The organism is Paraburkholderia sp. CNPSo 3076 (assembly GCF_026343935.1).
GTDB lineage: Bacteria > Pseudomonadota > Gammaproteobacteria > Burkholderiales > Burkholderiaceae > Paraburkholderia > Paraburkholderia nodosa.
Genome location: NZ_JAPMAL010000013.1, coordinates 165,743 through 180,409, shown reverse-complemented (window position 1 = coordinate 180,409; position 14,667 = coordinate 165,743). Strand labels below are relative to the sequence as shown.

The 14,667-nt window shown below is 63.8% G+C and carries 16 protein-coding genes; 4 read left to right on the top strand and 12 right to left on the bottom strand.

Annotation, left to right across the window (positions count from 1 at the left end; translation table 11 throughout):
• Positions 1–23 precede the first annotated feature (23 nt).
• Positions 24–1,013: a hypothetical protein gene (locus M3A49_RS17045; protein ID WP_266229728.1), complete on the bottom strand. Its 990-nt coding sequence runs from the start codon at positions 1,011–1,013 to the stop codon at positions 24–26.
• A 393-nt stretch (positions 1,014–1,406) separates the two neighbouring features.
• Complete coding sequence (locus M3A49_RS17040) at positions 1,407–1,862, bottom strand: hypothetical protein (protein ID WP_266229727.1); 456 nt, start codon at positions 1,860–1,862, stop codon at positions 1,407–1,409.
• 47 nt (positions 1,863–1,909) lie between these two features.
• Here M3A49_RS17040 and M3A49_RS17035 point away from each other — a divergent pair, with 47 nt between their 5' ends.
• Positions 1,910–2,437 (top strand): hypothetical protein, encoded by a 528-nt coding sequence (locus M3A49_RS17035; protein WP_254354185.1) that lies wholly within the window; start codon positions 1,910–1,912, stop codon positions 2,435–2,437.
• An 18-nt stretch (positions 2,438–2,455) separates the two neighbouring features.
• On the opposite strand, the gene flhC is transcribed toward M3A49_RS17035, so the two are convergent.
• Positions 2,456–3,166, bottom strand: coding sequence for a flagellar transcriptional regulator FlhC (flhC, locus tag M3A49_RS17030; protein WP_266229726.1), 711 nt, complete (start codon positions 3,164–3,166; stop codon positions 2,456–2,458).
• Between the two features lie 430 nt (positions 3,167–3,596).
• On the opposite strand from flhC, the gene M3A49_RS17025 reads away from it, so the two are divergent.
• Positions 3,597–4,526 (top strand): tyrosine-protein phosphatase, encoded by a 930-nt coding sequence (locus M3A49_RS17025; protein WP_266229725.1) that lies wholly within the window; start codon positions 3,597–3,599, stop codon positions 4,524–4,526.
• Between the two features lie 48 nt (positions 4,527–4,574).
• On the opposite strand, the gene M3A49_RS17020 is transcribed toward M3A49_RS17025, so the two are convergent.
• From M3A49_RS17020 to M3A49_RS17010, 3 genes are all read right to left on the bottom strand, one after another.
• Positions 4,575–5,888 (bottom strand): ATP-binding protein, encoded by a 1,314-nt coding sequence (locus M3A49_RS17020; RefSeq protein WP_266229723.1) that lies wholly within the window; start codon positions 5,886–5,888, stop codon positions 4,575–4,577.
• A 4-nt stretch (positions 5,889–5,892) separates the two neighbouring features.
• Positions 5,893–6,660, bottom strand: coding sequence for a response regulator (locus M3A49_RS17015; protein ID WP_266229721.1), 768 nt, complete (start codon positions 6,658–6,660; stop codon positions 5,893–5,895).
• A gap of 78 nt (positions 6,661–6,738) precedes the next feature.
• Entirely contained in the window at positions 6,739–7,677 is a 939-nt protein-coding gene (locus M3A49_RS17010; RefSeq protein ID WP_266229719.1) for a lysozyme inhibitor LprI family protein, read from the bottom strand.
• 435 nt (positions 7,678–8,112) lie between these two features.
• Between M3A49_RS17010 and M3A49_RS17005 the strand changes: the two genes are divergently transcribed.
• Positions 8,113–8,697: a hypothetical protein gene (locus M3A49_RS17005; RefSeq protein ID WP_323183161.1), complete on the top strand. Its 585-nt coding sequence runs from the start codon at positions 8,113–8,115 to the stop codon at positions 8,695–8,697.
• Positions 8,698–8,782: 85 nt separating this feature from the next.
• A complete protein-coding gene (locus M3A49_RS17000; protein WP_266229718.1) occupies positions 8,783–9,601 on the top strand; it encodes a response regulator in 819 nt (272 codons plus the stop codon).
• A 144-nt stretch (positions 9,602–9,745) separates the two neighbouring features.
• On the opposite strand, the gene M3A49_RS16995 is transcribed toward M3A49_RS17000, so the two are convergent.
• The 6 genes from M3A49_RS16995 to M3A49_RS16970 all read right to left on the bottom strand — a co-directional run bounded on the left by M3A49_RS16995 (position 9,746) and on the right by M3A49_RS16970 (position 14,490).
• Entirely contained in the window at positions 9,746–10,510 is a 765-nt protein-coding gene (locus M3A49_RS16995; protein ID WP_266229716.1) for a flagellar basal body L-ring protein FlgH, read from the bottom strand.
• Between the two features lie 54 nt (positions 10,511–10,564).
• On the bottom strand, positions 10,565–11,380 hold the full coding sequence (locus M3A49_RS16990) for a hypothetical protein (protein ID WP_266229715.1): 816 nt from the start codon (positions 11,378–11,380) through the stop codon (positions 10,565–10,567).
• Positions 11,381–11,409: 29 nt separating this feature from the next.
• Entirely contained in the window at positions 11,410–11,592 is a 183-nt protein-coding gene (locus M3A49_RS16985) for a DUF6726 family protein (RefSeq protein ID WP_201696497.1), read from the bottom strand.
• 59 nt (positions 11,593–11,651) lie between these two features.
• Entirely contained in the window at positions 11,652–11,837 is a 186-nt protein-coding gene (locus M3A49_RS16980; protein ID WP_266229714.1) for a hypothetical protein, read from the bottom strand.
• Between the two features lie 407 nt (positions 11,838–12,244).
• Positions 12,245–13,144, bottom strand: a complete 900-nt coding sequence (locus tag M3A49_RS16975; RefSeq protein WP_266229713.1) for a hypothetical protein — start codon at positions 13,142–13,144, stop codon at positions 12,245–12,247.
• A gap of 212 nt (positions 13,145–13,356) precedes the next feature.
• Positions 13,357–14,490 carry a branched-chain amino acid ABC transporter substrate-binding protein gene (locus M3A49_RS16970; RefSeq protein WP_266229711.1) on the bottom strand — a complete coding sequence of 378 codons (1,134 nt, stop codon included), beginning with the start codon at positions 14,488–14,490 and terminating at the stop codon, positions 13,357–13,359.
• Between the last annotated feature and the right edge of the window lie 177 nt (positions 14,491–14,667).

Genomic DNA, 14,667 nt, shown 5'->3' with positions numbered 1-14,667 from the left:
GCAAGTACTGCCTAAGGGGCCGATCAGTGATGCCAGAAGAGGGGATCCTGGCGAGAGCGGCTGTCGCCTGCCTGCGCATACTGGCTTTCCCATGGCCACGCCCGGCCATTGCGCTTGCCGGCGGGCGGCCGGTGCTCGGTGCTGGCGAGCGTGAGCAGGTGCCTCGCTTCGCGGCTCGATGCGTCGACTTCCACCGCATGCCCTGCGTTTTGCCGCACACAAGCCCATTGGCGCTCATGCTCGCATTGCCGAGCCTCGCTGATCAATGCGTCGCGCTGCTGCTCGCGCGCGACGAGGTCGGCCTGCAACTGCTGCGCGTCAGGGTTGCCGGGCTCGACGGCGAGCGCACTCGTGAGCGCCCTGCGTGCGGGCCAGAGGTTGTTCTTGTCGAGATTCAGACGCGCGCTGGCCAGATTGCTCGCGACCTCGGGATGCGCACTCGCATAGCGCGGCGCGGCGGCCGGGCGTGAGACGGTCGGCGCATTTTCCTGGGCGACGTGGCGCTGCGCCGCGTTCGCTCGCGGCAGGACGGTGGGCGGCCGGTTAGGCAGCGCGGCGAGGGTGCCACTAGTGCCCTGTACGCCTTGTGTGCCCTTCGACCCGATCACGGACCCCACGACCACCTGTGCGCCGAACTTCGGCTCCCATTCGCTGCGATGCAGGAACGCAAAACCGGTGAGCGCGATCGCGAGCGCGCCGAGACCCGCCCACGCATAGCGCGCCAGCCGCTTGGGCTCGGCAACGTGTTCCTCGTCGATCGAAGGGTACTCGCCGTCGTAGGCCCGATTGCCGCCAAGGGCGCCCGGGAGCGTGCCCAGGTTCGCGCGTAGGCGCTCGGCTACCCCGTGTGCGCGTTCGTCCGGCAGGCCTTCGCTCGCGGCTGCGATGCGGGCGGCAGCGGCCTGTTGATTCGCTCCGCATTGAGGGCAGAGTGCGAGCGGCGCATTGAACCTGGTCCCGCAGTAGGGGCACTCCGACGGATCGGAATCGTCGTGACCAGGGGCGTTGAGCATGGGGGAGTGCGCTTTCGCTTCGATTGACGAATTGTCGCAAAACCGGTGCCTGCACTTGTTTGAATATGGGCCACATCGCCGCGAAGATCAATCGGCGGATTCCGCCAGTTTGGCGGATTTGGACAGGCGATGCGGCAGGTTATACGGCGCGAGACGGTGTGTCGCTCGCCTGGCGCACCTACCTGCCGCAGCCCCCTTGACGAGCGCGACGGCCGCGGCAGCGATGGCGGCGAGCGCAACGGCTTGCGAAGTGGCAAAGGCGCTGAGAGCCACGGGTGGACCTCGTGGACCGTTATGGATTGATGGTCTTGCCGGCAGTGATGATAGCCGACTTGTCGCCCATATCATCGGGTCTCCGAACCATTATGCGCGCCGGATTGCGACGCAGCGCGCTCAGATAAACAGCGAAATGATGCCGCCGAGCGTAATGCCCGCCGCGATCCAGCGCCCAAGCGTATACGTGTGGTTCGGGTCGGCGGGCGCGTCGGGACGCTCGAGTCCTAACGCGCCATAAACGAGCGATTTCAGGGGCTGCGCGCTGGCCGGCGTCGACGTTGCGTCGGTTGTGTCGCTCGTGTCAGTGGCATCGCTGGCATCGCTGGTATCGCTCGCGCCGGCCGCGTCGGCCGCGGCGTCGTCGCTGTCCGCGGTATCGTCAGTTGACGCGGCAGCATAGCCTTGCGGCGAAATCTGCACGGCATCGCCCTGCGATGTGGACGACGCGACGGTCGTCGAATCGTTGCTCGACTGCGTGCCGTCCTGTTCTGCCTGGTCTGAAGCCGCGCCCGCACGGTGTGTGCTCGTGTTGGCGCTGCTGTTGGCGAACTGTGTCGCCGCCGCGATTTGCATGGTCGACTCCTTTCGACTTTCTTATGCCCACAATAATCGCAGGTCCGGTGCTGAAACGACTCACGAATAACGCAGAAAAATTCGCGATATTCCGCGGCCAATTTTTTTGCCCAGCCTGCGACAATATCGATATCCGGAACGTCGTGTGGGTATTGCCGCGCGACGAATACGTGATCCTCCCCACCCGCAAGAAGAAGTACGCCTCGACGTCGCATGTGGATCAAGTCTCTTCGCCTTACAAATCCGGTCACGTTCGCGAAGAGGCGAGCTTGAAGCGCCCGTCACGCCGCGAGATTTTCGAGGCGCTTTATCGCACGCACTATCTGCAAGTCCACACGCGTCTGCCCGATGCGCTCGAGCGCGATCAAAACGACGATTATTCGCACAGCGGCGCGCAGATCGCCTGGGAGATCTGGCAGGCCGCCCACTCACACGCCATTGAGCTTGCGGCGCAGCAATGCGAACTTCGCCAGAATCAGCACGTTCATCAGGATCACAAAGCAATCTGCCGGATTTGCGCATGCGATATTCGCGCTCTGCAGGCGGATGCAGAGTGCGATGAGGATGTGACGTAAGGAACGTGCCGCTTGCGCCTAGACGGGAACCGAAGCGACAAGGCGCAAGCGGTTCGCGGAACGCTTGGGATCGAGGGCGCGCGTGACTTCGGCGAGCGTGTCGCGCATGGTTTCGCGCATGGTGCCCGAAAGCTCGCCCAGCGTTGCTGCGGCACGGCCTCGCGTGGCGGAGGTGGCCGCCGGGGTGTCGGTTTCCGTAGTGCGGCTCGCGCGTGCGGCGCGCGTCATACCGGCGCGCGCGGGCGGCATGCAAATGCAGCAGGCGGTGGGTTTGTGTGCGTCGCGCACGTGGCGCACGAAACGGCCGGAGCAAACGGTGCAGCTCGACAGCGTGAGCAGGCCGCCTTCGAAGAAGCGCAGCAGCGTCCACGCCCGTGTGAAGCTCAGCACGCGTTCGGTTTCGGCGCTCTCGCAGTGCTCGAGATAAAGGCGGTACGCCCGCGTGAGGGCGTCGAGCCGGCTGCATTTCGCTCTATCCGCAAGGAACAGATAGATGTTGTAGAAGAGCGACGCATGAATGTTCGGCAGCCACGTGAAATACCAGTCTGCCGAAAACGGCAACATGCCCTTGGGCGGCGAAGCGTTCTTGAGTTCCCGGTAAAGCCTGATCAAACGATTGCGCGAAAGCGTCAGTTCTTTTTCGAGCACAGGCATGCGTGCGCCCAGCTGGATCAGCTCGATTGCGCGCAGCACTTCACGCGCTTCTTCGGTCACACTGCCTTTGTACATGACGTGGTACTCCCAGGGGCAGTCGACGACTGCCACGGTGGCCCAGGCGAATGCCTGAATTCAGGGGCGATTATAAAAGCGCGACAAAGAGCGTCAAGAATAATATTTGGAAAGAACTTGAAGGATCTATAAAGAAAATACCCCGCGCGGCCGATATTCAGGCATGGATTGAAACGGGAAATATCCGCGCATTAGCACAGGAATTACCTGGTTTGCGTAAATGGAAAGGTCCGGTAAGAATATAAGTAAAAACCGGCGAAGAATATCGGTGCGCAATGCCCCGTGAATCGGAAAAAATTATTACGGCGTTTTGCGCTTTTACCTTTTCAGGCGCATCTGCCGGTAAACTGCGCCCTTTCCGAACGCATGCGACGCGCGACGTTGCAGCGGCCCGCTCGAACGGCGGGCTCCCTACATAAGCTGCCATCCGATGAATTTGCCTTTCTCCGCCTACACTTCTTCGTTCGCGCAGGCGCGTAAGCGTTTGCATGTGGCCGCGACCGGCAACTTCAACCGAAGTGGCGGCGCACTCGCCAACCCGCCGCGCCGCGCGTTGCTCAAGGGCACGGTGAGCCTGCTGGCGCTGAGCGGTTGCGCCAGCACGTTGTTGAGTGCGTGTGGCGGCGAATACACGGGAGGCGACGGCGCGCAGGATGCGCCGACGCCTGTCATCGGTTCCGTCGCGAACTTCCGCGATCTGGGCGGCGCGGCGCCGGGCTACTCGACGAGCGACGGCGCGCACGTGCGCCGCGCCCTGATTTACCGCTCCGACGCGCTCGCCCCGAACGCAGCCGACGCCGCGACGCTCGAGCGCATGGCGCTTTCCAATGTCTACGATCTGCGCACGCCTGCGGAAATCGACGCGGCGCCCGACGTGACGCCCAGCACCGCGAGTTACCTCGCGCTCAATGTGCTGGGCACACTCGAGCCGCCTTCGTTCGCGGGCATGCTGGCCGGCGAACTCGATGCGGCGATGCAAATGCATTGGCGCACGCTCGTAACAGGCCGCATGCAATGTTCGATCTACGGCGCGCTGCTCGAACATATCGCGGACGCGCCGGGGCCGCTGCTGATCACGGGTGGGACCGGCGTGGACGTGGTGGGCTGGGCGTGCGCGCTGTTGCTGCTGATCGCAAACGTGCCGCTCGAAATCATCGTGAAGGATTTCATGCTGACGGATGCGTGGCGCTCAACGGGCGTGGATTCGGCCAATCTGACGCCGCCCGTGCAGGCCAGCTATCTGCAGGCCGCGTTCGACGCAGTGCAGGGCAGCTACGGCGACCTCAACCGCTATCTCACCGAGGGTCTCGGCCTTGCGCCCGAAACGGTGAATCGTCTGCGTGGCCGGCTCGTGGTCTGAGCCGCGCGCAGCGTCGAATCAACGGGTAAGCAGAGGGCAACAAGGGACTTACACAGCTGCCCGTGCATCGGCCGGCAGCGCGATACGCACGCGCAGCCCGCCTTCGGGATGATTGGACAACTCGCAGCGGCCACCCTGATTGCGCGTGAGGCGCGTCACGATAGCGAGCCCCAGCCCGCAATGGCCTTCGCCGCCGCGCGCTTCGTCAAGGCGTACGAAGGGTTTGAGCGCCGCGGCCACGCGCTCGGGCGGGATGCCGGGGCCATGATCGCGCACTTCGACGATCCACTGCGCGCCTTCGCGGCGCGTGGCGATTTCCACGGGCGGCACGCCGTGTTCGAGCGCATTGTCGACGAGATTCGACACGAGCCGGTCGAGCAGCGAGCGCTGCAGCCGGAACGCCGAGCCCGCGCGCAGATCGAGCCTGAAGAGCGCATCGTCGTCGTCGCCGGCGTCGGAAAAGAACTGCTCGCGCAGCAGCGCATCGACTTCCACTTCGGGACCCGATTCGGGCCGCTGGCGGGCGAATTCCAGAAACTGCTGGACGATATCGTTCAGCGAATCGACTTCGCGGATGAGCTGTTCGCGCTCGCGCTCCGAGCCCATCATGCTCGCACGCAGCTTCAGGCGCGTGAGCGGTGACTTGAGATCGTGAGCGACGCCCGCGAGCATGACGGCCTGATCGTCGTCGGCTTCGTTGAGCTGTTTCATCATGCCGTTGAACGACCCGATCAGTTCGCGCAATTCGCGCGGCCCATGCTGCTTGACGGGCGCGGGACGATGGCCGGTGCCGAACGCGCGCGCGGCCTGGGCCACGAGCGAAAGCGGGCGCTGCATTTGCCACATGGCGAGCAGCGCGAGAAGCAGCGAGATGGCGAGCATCGAGCCGAACAGCGGCAGCAGGTTGCGCGGGGGCGGCAGATCGACGGGCGCGACGATCCACGTGGGTTGGCCCGCGAAACGCACCCACAGGGCTTCGCGATGGCGCAGGTCGGCGAGAATCTCGGTGCCGGGCGGCAGGTCGCGCAGGAGTTGCTTGCGCAAGTCGGCGAGCGGCTCGCGCATGGGCACTTCGAGCTGCACGTCGGCGGGCATGTTCCAGGTGGGCACGAGATGCACGCGCAGCGCCGGCGCGAGGTCCATTTCGTTGGGGGGCGTGCTGGGTGCCGCGCTCGTCGCCGTACCGGGCGCTGCGCTGGTCGCAGCATGCAGCATGAGCAGCAGGCCGCGCTCGAAGCCTTCCACTTCGTGGCGGCGCGGCTGCGGCGCGAACACGACGAACCAGCATGCCTGAATGGCGAACAGCAGGAGCGCGGACATCAGCGCCATGCGCCCGAACAGCGTATTCAACGGATTGTTCATGCCATTACGCGTTCAGGCTGCGGCCGCTGTCATCTGCTGGGAGATTGTCGATGTCGCCTTCGATGCCGACCCCGCTCTGCGGCACGAACACGTAGCCCTTGCCACGCAGGGTCTGTACGTAGCGCGGCTGCGCGGGATTGTCTTCGATCACGCGCCGCAGGCGCCAGACCGGTACATCGAGACTGCGCTCGTTGAATTCCAGGCCGTCTGCGTGGAGCAGGTCGTGAATCAGCACGCGTGAAAGCACGCGGTAGGGATGCTCCGTGAAAATCTTCAGGAGCACGAACTCACTGCTGCGCAGCGGCACGCGCTTGCCGTCGCGTTCGAGCGTGCGCGCCATGAAATCGAGCTCGAATGCGCCGAAGCGATAGCGCTCGCGAGCCACGGGTGCGCCCGCGGGGCCGTTGCCGCGCCTGCGCAGCACGGTCTGGATACGCAGCAGCAATTCCTGGGGATCGAAGGGCTTGGCAACGTAGTCGTCCGCGCCCAGCGTGAGACCCGCAATGCGGTCGCCCACCGTGCCGCGCGCGGACGCGAAGATCACCGGAATGTCGTCGCCTTGCGCGCGCAGGGCGGCAAGGGCGCGCAAGCCGTCGGTGCGGGGCATCATGACGTCGAGCACGACGACCGCTGGCCGCTCGCGTTCCAGCCGCGCGCCGAGATGCGTGCCGTCGTGGAGCACCGAGGCCTCGAAACCGTTGGCCCGAAGAAAGCTGGAGAGGAGATCGCGCACGACCGGATCGTCGTCGACGATGAGAACGTGTGGACTCATCGCCGTATTTTATTTGATATCGACTACCGGAAGAACAGCGCGCGACCGCAGAATTCTTGCTGTAGCTTACATGGCCCCTTACTTCATGGCGACGGCGCCTTGCTCGATGGATGCCTGCGTCGCGTGCGCGGATTGCGTCGACGCGACGGATGCGCAGTTGAGTGCGCTCACGCCCTGCTGTGCGCTCGCCTGGTCCGCCGCCGGCTTCGCGGTTGCTTCGTTGGCTGCGGGATTCGCGCGCTGCGCGGCCGGCGCGTCGATGGACGCCATGCCTGCCGCTTTGGCGAATGCCGAGTTCGCGCCCGCCATTTTCGCGGTCATCGCCGAGACGTCGCCGGACGGTGCGGCATCTTTCGCGGGCAGGCGATGCGCGTGTGCTTGCGCTTGCGCTTGCGCGAGCCTCGTCTGGCGCGCGTCGGCGGCCACGCCGCTCGGCATCTTTTGCAGGTGCAGCGACGCATCGGCTTCGGCAGACGCGACCTTCGCGCCCGCTTTCTTCACACTTTTCGCGCTGTCCGCAGAGGGGGCGGCCGCTGCGCCATCGGTCTTCGGCGCGGGCGGGATGCCGTGCATTTCGAGCACGGCTTCCTGTGCGGACGGGGCCAGTTGCTGTTCGACGACGCCTTCCTTCACGCGGCGCACGGCAGCCTGCCTGCCATGCTTGAGATCGCCTTCGAGTTCGGCGATGCGTCGGTCGTACCAGTCCGTCACGCACGCCTTGTCCTTGCAGTTGTGCTGGCGCCATTGCCACTGGCTCACGCGGTCGGCTTCGAGCGCGGTCGTATCGGTGCTCGCATCGAATGCGCTGCGATAGAGCGCGGCCAGCTTGTCGTCGAGCGCGGAGAGCGTCGGATCGTTGCACACGAGCCGCTCAGAAGCGGACGCGTTATGCGGGCAGTGAAAGCTTGCAGCGTGCGCGAACGGCGAGCCAGCGAGCGACGCGAACAGCGCGATCGCAGCAGCGTTCAGGCCGCGCTTGAAGAAGGGGGCGCGACGGATTTTCGGTTCTCGGTTCATGGCAGCCATGATGATGTTGAAATAGCAGGGGAAAGACAGGGGCAGCGTGTGGCTCGTCCGGCGTCGCAAAGGCGCGAGGCGCCGCAGTGAGAACAATAGCGCGGCGGTGAATCCGCAATGTCTCACTCAGCGGGGAGAATGCAGGAGCGCTTACGAAACATTACACGTGCAGCGGCGCGCCGTAATCACCGAAGGTCGTCGAGCGCTTGTGGTGCGCGCCTCTGCGTTGAAAAGGCGCCTATGAGCGCCGTTTAACCCCTTACCGAACGGGAGGTTTTTGAAGAAGTGGAAAGTGGCATTCAACATTGACCGATGTCCCGGCCATCGCGCGTATCGCTTTGCACCGATCATGCTTGGCGAGTCCTGTCGGGAACGTGTCATGTTCCGCGCAGCCCATCAACGCATCGGGTATCCGCTCCCATGCCACATGAAATCGTGTCATCCGTCAGCCGTGCGAGCGCACGCACGGTGAAACTCGGCGCCGCGTGTGCCGCGGCGCTCGCGCTAAACGGCTGCGCATGGGCGCTCATCACCGCGGCCGATGCGACCGGCTCCGTGATCCAGGCGGGATACGCGGTCGCGTCAAATTACTCCTCGCCTAAATTCGTGTCGGGGCGGCCGGTCAATCTCAGTTCGATCTGCATCGAGAACAATCCCATGGTCACGTCGGGAGACTTCGTGCCGTCGTTGCAGCTCGTGCTCGCGCAGCGCGGCGTGACTTCGGATGTCTACGGCGCCGGAACCGAGCCGGTGAGTTGTGAAGGGCGCCTCCTGTACAACGCATCGATCGAATTCGGCAAGCCGACGTTCAGCGACGAAAGCCGGGCCTATCTTTCGACGATCAATCTGACGATCTTCATGCATAACCATATTGCCATTACGGGGCGTTACGAAGTGCGCGGCCTTGGCACGGACCGGTATTCGAGCGCGGCGGTGAAGCTGAAGGGGTTGGTGGACAGCATGGTGATCGACCAGACGCAGTTGGGCAATTCATTCCAGTCCGCTTCGTGCGACCAGTAAAACCGGTGTCTCGCGCGACGCGCGGGAAAGGATTGGTAAGGCTGCGGGCCTGTACCGGCTCGTTCTCGTCCCTTACGATTTACGCATGGCAAATAATATCTTTCTCGTCGACGACGATCCGGTCGTGCGCGACGTCACGGCCGAATATCTGCAGATGCGTGGCTTTACTGTCACGACGCTGCCCTCCGTGCGTGCGATGCAGGAGCGGCTGCGCTCCGAGCGGCCGCAGGTTGTCGTGCTCGATATCATGATGCCGGAAGTGGATGGCATCAGCGCGCTGCGCGCTTTGCGCGAAAGCGGCGACGACTTGCCGGTCATCATGCTCACTGCGCGCAACGAAGTGATCGACCGCGTGCTGGGCCTCGAATTCGGCGCCGACGATTACGTGGGCAAGCCATTCGATCCGGGCGAGCTGGTGGCGCGCATTCGTTCAGTCATGCGCCGGCGCAGCATATCGAACCTCACGGGCGCGCCGGAGAGCCGGGAATCGTTTCGCTTTGGCCCTTTTGAACTCGATTTTCGTTCGCGGGAGCTGTATCGCGACGAAGTTCGCATGCCGCTGCGTTCGAGCGAATTCGCGTTTCTCAAGCTGTTCGTCAATCATTCGATGACGATTCTTTCGCGCGAGCGCATTATCGAAATCGTGTATGGGGAGGCTGGGCGGTATCGGAACCGTAGTCTCGATGTCGCGATCTGGCGTTTGCGGCGGCTCATAGAAACCGATCCTTCTGAGCCGCGGTATCTTCAGACGGTGTGGGGGCACGGGTATGTGTTTGTGCCGGATGGCGAGGTGGGGTTTGCCGAGCGGTTTGGTGAGCATGCTGCTCGGGAGCCGGCCGGTGAAGCCGGCAGTGAGTATGGCGATGAGTTTGAAGGTGAAATACCTGATGGTGAGGAAGACTGATCGTCTCTTTGAGCTCGTTTTTTAAACCATTGGCATTTTCTTATTTTCGCGGCAGTATGCAAGTGTTGCCCCTGTGCGGGGCGGCACTTGCATACCGACGTGAAAACAAGAAAACACCCAAGCGTCCAAGGACAACAAAAAAACTCAAAACGTAAGCACACTAAGAAACATACGCTGCAACCACCCGACGGTAGTCGCATCATTGAGCAACCCACGCCCCACCTGCTCGATCCGGGCATTAGCAATCTTCCCCGACTCAACGTAATTATCGGCCTCCACATCGTTAGGATTAACGATCCCGGAAAGCCGCAACCGTTGATGCTCACCGCTCATCGCGATGATCTTCTCCCCGGATACCACCAGATTACCCGTAGGCGTCTTGCTGATGACCGTGACGGCCAGTGTGCCGGTCATGTCGCTCGAAAGCGAGTGATTGCCGCTGCCGTTGAACGAGGTCGAAGCCGAGCCGATATTGAACAGGCGCGCGAGTCGCGCCGCCGCGCCGGTCGACTGGTCGGCAGCCGTGGCTGTAATGTTGCTGTCGCGCTTCGCGGCGGCATTCGCGACATCGTTGCCGCTATAGGTTTCGGACAGCCGGATCGTGAGCACGTCGCCGATTCGCTGAGCACGCGGTGTTTCGTACAGCGAGATGGCGGTGCCCGACTGATAGATCGCGCCGCTGGTATTTACGTTCAGCAGCGGTTCCGCGAGCGGTGGCGTCATGGGCGTGTTGACGATCGACTCCGGCGTCGCGCAGCCAGCGAGCGCCGCGGCGAGCGACGCGCACAGCAACACGTACGGCAGGCCTTTCGAACGAGTCGTGCGGCATGCGCTGGAAATTGAGGATTCCGATTGATCGAATGGCATGGCGGAGGAGCGGGTGCAAGAGTGATTCATCGGATTTAGCAAATTCAGCGGCTTCGTCGAGTTCGTCCGGGCGGCGACGGGTTGGCGTGCGCCGTTTCAGCCTTCGCCGAACTGGCTCAGCTTGAGCGTCTTCTTGCTGCCTTTGGCGCGCGGCGTGGCGGGCTTGAGCAGGTATGTGAGCGTCGCGCGCTGGCTGTAGGGCAGCAGGCACATGGTGATCGTGCTCGATGCGTTCTCCCACACGAGCAGCGGCAGCGAAGACGCGCCAAGCACGCGCGGCGCACCGTAGCGCGAGGCGAGCAGGTTGCGCAGGTCGAATGCCGTTGTCGAGTCCACGACGAACGACATTTCATAGAGCCGCAGCGGGTCGCCGGCCGATGCGTGCGCAAAGCGCAGGATGTGGTCCACCGCGGGCACGCCGTCCACGACGGCGCGCGAGGGCGTCCAGCCTTGCGCCGTGTGGTGCGCCCACCGGCAAGCGACCGTTTGGCTCGTGTAACTCTTGACCATCATGCCGATGTCGCTGCCCGCGATGTCGGTCTCGCAAAGCAGTTCGCTCTCGTGCGGCGTCGCGCGCACCATGTCGGATTGCCGCAGCGCGCTCAGCGGCGTGCCGAGCACAATGCCGCGAAATGCAAAGGGCGAGTCATCCGGCGCCGGAACGCGCGGATGGGTGGGCGGTGCAACGGGCGCCGACCGTCGCCTTTTCGCCGGCGGTGCGGGCGGCTTCGCTGCGCTTGCCACGTGCGCCGCGCTCGCGGTATTCACTGCGCTCGCCTCGCTCGGCGGGTTCGCTGGCGCGGGGGCCTTCGGCGCGACGTAGATTTGCACTCGCCCTTCGTAGTGCGTGTCCGCGTGCGCGGGTGAGAGCGGCGCAGCCAGGTATGCCGCGCTCAAAACGAAAGCGATCAATGACGCCCGTTTCATCGGCTGGACCTCGATCAGTCGACCGCCGCCGCGCACGCGTCGAACGGCACGGCTGCGGGGTGACCGACCAGCGGCACGATCTTCAGCGTGGCCGATGCGACCCGGCATGGAAAGGCCACCACGGCACAGCCGTCGAGCGGCAGCGCGAGGCAGGCGAGGGCAATGGCCGACGCGGCGCGCCCCAGATGCGTTGACAACCGTGGTGTCAGGCACATGGGCGAGCGCCGCGTCGACGGCTCCCGTGAGGGCGTAGTGGTCATGCCGAAGTGTTGATGTTGTGGCCGAGCGGACCGACCGGCGTGGCCGGATTCACGGTTTCCTGCTGCGGAAAGGGGTTACCGGCGGTGCCTCCCGTGCTGGAGTTTCTGGTGTTGCGGTTTTCGCCCAGCGTCGTCAACGAGGACGTGTGCGCGATACTGCTCGAACCGATAGGGCTGGTCATGATGGGCCTCCTTGGCGCAATGGAACAAAAAAGGGGCGCGCCGAGAAGGGGGAAGCGCGCCCCGCCTTACGCCGATCGGGGGGCAATCGGCGTGCGGCGAGGCAAATCTTCGCTTCCAGAGCGCTTGCATGAAGCAGGAATCAGCGTGGCCTTTGGCCAATCGCTTACGAGTCCTTCCAGGGGTATACGAATATGCAAGATTGAACGGCGGGAGTACGGCCGGAGGCCGCTGACGAGGCGATGAACCAAGCTGGAACGGAAGGAAATCCGCAAACGCGATGGGCGCGCGCCGCGTATTGGGAGGGGAAGGAGGAGGGGGAGACGAAGTCGGTGAATCGAACGCGTGTTCCCAGGCTGCCTGGGTCAGCAGCCTGGGAACAGGTAAAGGCAGGTGGAAGCAGGCGGCGTCAAACCCTCTTCATGCGTTCCCAGCCGTGGCGCACGGCGGCCTTGAATCTTTCCCAGCCGTTTTCCGGGTAGCGCGACTCCCAATCCTCGCGAGCACTCGGCTCGATCCCTTGCCAGTCGTGTCCGCGATACCGTTCGTCCTGGCCTAGCGTTGCGCCGTGCTCGTAAGCTGCGCAATATTCTTCATAGGACATGCCTGAGTCCGCGTAGTTTGCGTCATAGTCTTTGCGGACTTCCGTCTCGTAGGATGCGTCGTCGAGCGGGGTGCCCATGACAGGATCGCCCACCAGGCCTCTCGCCGATGTCGGCTGCGCTTTGGCGGCGCTCGGGGCTCGCTCGGGCACCGTTGTTGCGTGCGTTGTGACCTGCTGCATGCCGCTGACTACGGTTGGCACTGCAGAGGAAAATGCCGCATGCCGTGTTTCGGCTGCCGCCTCGGGCGATGTCTCGTGCGAACTGCCGGCCACCCGAGCCGTGCTGCGGGAGGGCGCGATGCCCGACGAAGCGTTGTGCCAGGCACTGCTGCGTTCCTCGATGTCCGCTGCGCCCGCGCTGCGCATTACCTCGCGCGCCAGATTCACTTGCATTTCGGAAACGTCCGCACTGACGACGGCTCCGCCGCGACGGATGAACTCGCGGTAATCTTCGGTCTCCGGCGGATAGGCGCCGTGCGTAAAGAGCCGCGCGAACAAGCGTTCGAGTTGATCGAATACCGGCGTGTGTTGTCCCGTGTCGCTCGAGCCCGTTGCATACACACGCGGCCCTTTTTCCTCTGGGGCCTCGACCGACATTGAGTAAATGGCGATATCGGCTTGCGCGACGCCGGCGTCGCCAAGTGCCTTTTGCGCGGAACGTGCGCTCCCATAGCTGTCGTAGACGCCCAATACGGTTTGTCTCATGACTGTCTCCCTTCGCTTTCGACGGGCGGCGATGCCGCCGCGTACGAGGCGTGGGCGCAACGGTCATGCCCGATTGCGGGAACACCCGATAGGGGCGATCTGGCACCTGGGGGCAAGCGTATGGGGCCAGGCGGGAGACGCACCCATCCGCACCGATGGCCGAGGCCGATCAGTGCGGATTCAGCGGGTCCATGCTGGACCCGCGAACGACATCAATTGCCCGCGATCGTGTCGACCGGCTTGAAATCGCCGTGCTGGACCTTGTAGATGGTCACGGGGGCATCCTTAAGGTCGCCGGTCGAATCATACGAAATCGTCGCAGCCGACACGCCCTTGATCGCCAGCTTGTCGAGGTAGGGGCCGTAGACCTTCGGATCGGTCGAGTTCGCGTCCTTCATCGCGTTGAGAAGCGCCATCGTGCCGTCGTACGAGTACGGCGAGTACGTGATGGGATCTTCGCCGAAGCGCGCCTTGTAGCGCGTGGCGTAGCTGGCGAAGCCGGGCATCTTTTCCTTCGGCAGGCCGCCCATGTACACGATCGCGCCTTCGGCCGCGCTGCCGCCGATCTTGAGGAAGGTGGGCGAGCGCGACATTTCGCCGGTCACGAACGCCGCCTTGATGCCAAGCTGGCGCATCTTGCGGATCATCGGCGACGATTGCGCGTCGCCGCCGCCGTAGAACACGGCGTCCGGATTGAGGCCCTTCAGGTTGGTCAGGATTGCAGAGAAGTCCAGTGCCTTGTCGTTCGTGTAGTCGCGCTTGATCACCGTGCCGCCGGCGGCCTCGACGGCCTTCGCGAACTCGTCGGCAATGCCCTGGCCGTATGCGGTGCGGTCGTCGATGATCGCAATGCGCTTGTAGTGCAGCGTCTTCACCACATAAGAGCCGACGATGCGGCCGGCCTGCGCGTCGCTCGTCAACAGGCGAAACGTCGTCTTGTAGCCGCGTGCCGTGTACACCGGCGAGGTCGCCATCGAAATTTGCGGCAGGCCGGCGCGGTTGTACAGATCCGAGGCGGGGATGCTGGTGCCCGAGTTGAAGTGGCCGATGATGCCGCTGACGCCGTCGTCGATCAGGCGTTGCGCCACCACGGTTCCCGTGTGCGGGTCAGCCTGGTCGTCCTGCGAGTCGAGTTCGAACGAAACGGGCTTGCCGCCGATGGCGGGATGCGTGGCGTTGAAATCGTTGATGGCGAGTTGCACGCCTTTTTGCATGTCGGTGCCATAGTTCGACTGCGCGCCCGTGAGCGGCGCCGCAAAACCAATCTTGACGACGTCGGCGTGCGCGGCGGCACATGAAAATGCCCAGGCGACTACAAGTGCGGAGTGCTTAACCTTCAATTTCACTTTTCACTTCCCCTCAGGTGCATGTTGGGCAATGCCGGACGCTCCGTGCTGCAGTGCCGGCGAGTGCGATTTGGGATTGTTGCGGAGCACGCCTGCGGGTTTCGCGTTGCCGCGTAACGTGGCGGGATCGGCGATTGCAGTCTAGGTAGCGAAAATCGGCGCGTCTTGGTCGATTAG

Bases quoted from the DNA above. Each gene is read 5' to 3' on its own strand.
- M3A49_RS17000 (WP_266229718.1), top strand. From the start codon at position 8,783: ATGGCAAATAATATCTTTCTCGTCGACGACGATCCGGTCGTGCGCGAC.
- flhC (WP_266229726.1), bottom strand. From the start codon at position 3,166: ATGTACAAAGGCAGTGTGACCGAAGAAGCGCGTGAAGTGCTGCGCGCA.
- M3A49_RS16980 (WP_266229714.1), bottom strand. From the start codon at position 11,837: ATGACCAGCCCTATCGGTTCGAGCAGTATCGCGCACACGTCCTCGTTG.
- M3A49_RS17020 (WP_266229723.1), bottom strand. From the start codon at position 5,888: ATGAACAATCCGTTGAATACGCTGTTCGGGCGCATGGCGCTGATGTCC.
- M3A49_RS17040 (WP_266229727.1), bottom strand. From the start codon at position 1,862: ATGCAAATCGCGGCGGCGACACAGTTCGCCAACAGCAGCGCCAACACG.
- M3A49_RS17010 (WP_266229719.1), bottom strand. From the start codon at position 7,677: ATGAACCGAGAACCGAAAATCCGTCGCGCCCCCTTCTTCAAGCGCGGC.
- M3A49_RS17015 (WP_266229721.1), bottom strand. From the start codon at position 6,660: ATGAGTCCACACGTTCTCATCGTCGACGACGATCCGGTCGTGCGCGAT.
- M3A49_RS17025 (WP_266229725.1), top strand. From the start codon at position 3,597: ATGAATTTGCCTTTCTCCGCCTACACTTCTTCGTTCGCGCAGGCGCGT.
- M3A49_RS17045 (WP_266229728.1), bottom strand. From the start codon at position 1,013: ATGCTCAACGCCCCTGGTCACGACGATTCCGATCCGTCGGAGTGCCCC.
- M3A49_RS16975 (WP_266229713.1), bottom strand. From the start codon at position 13,144: ATGAGACAAACCGTATTGGGCGTCTACGACAGCTATGGGAGCGCACGT.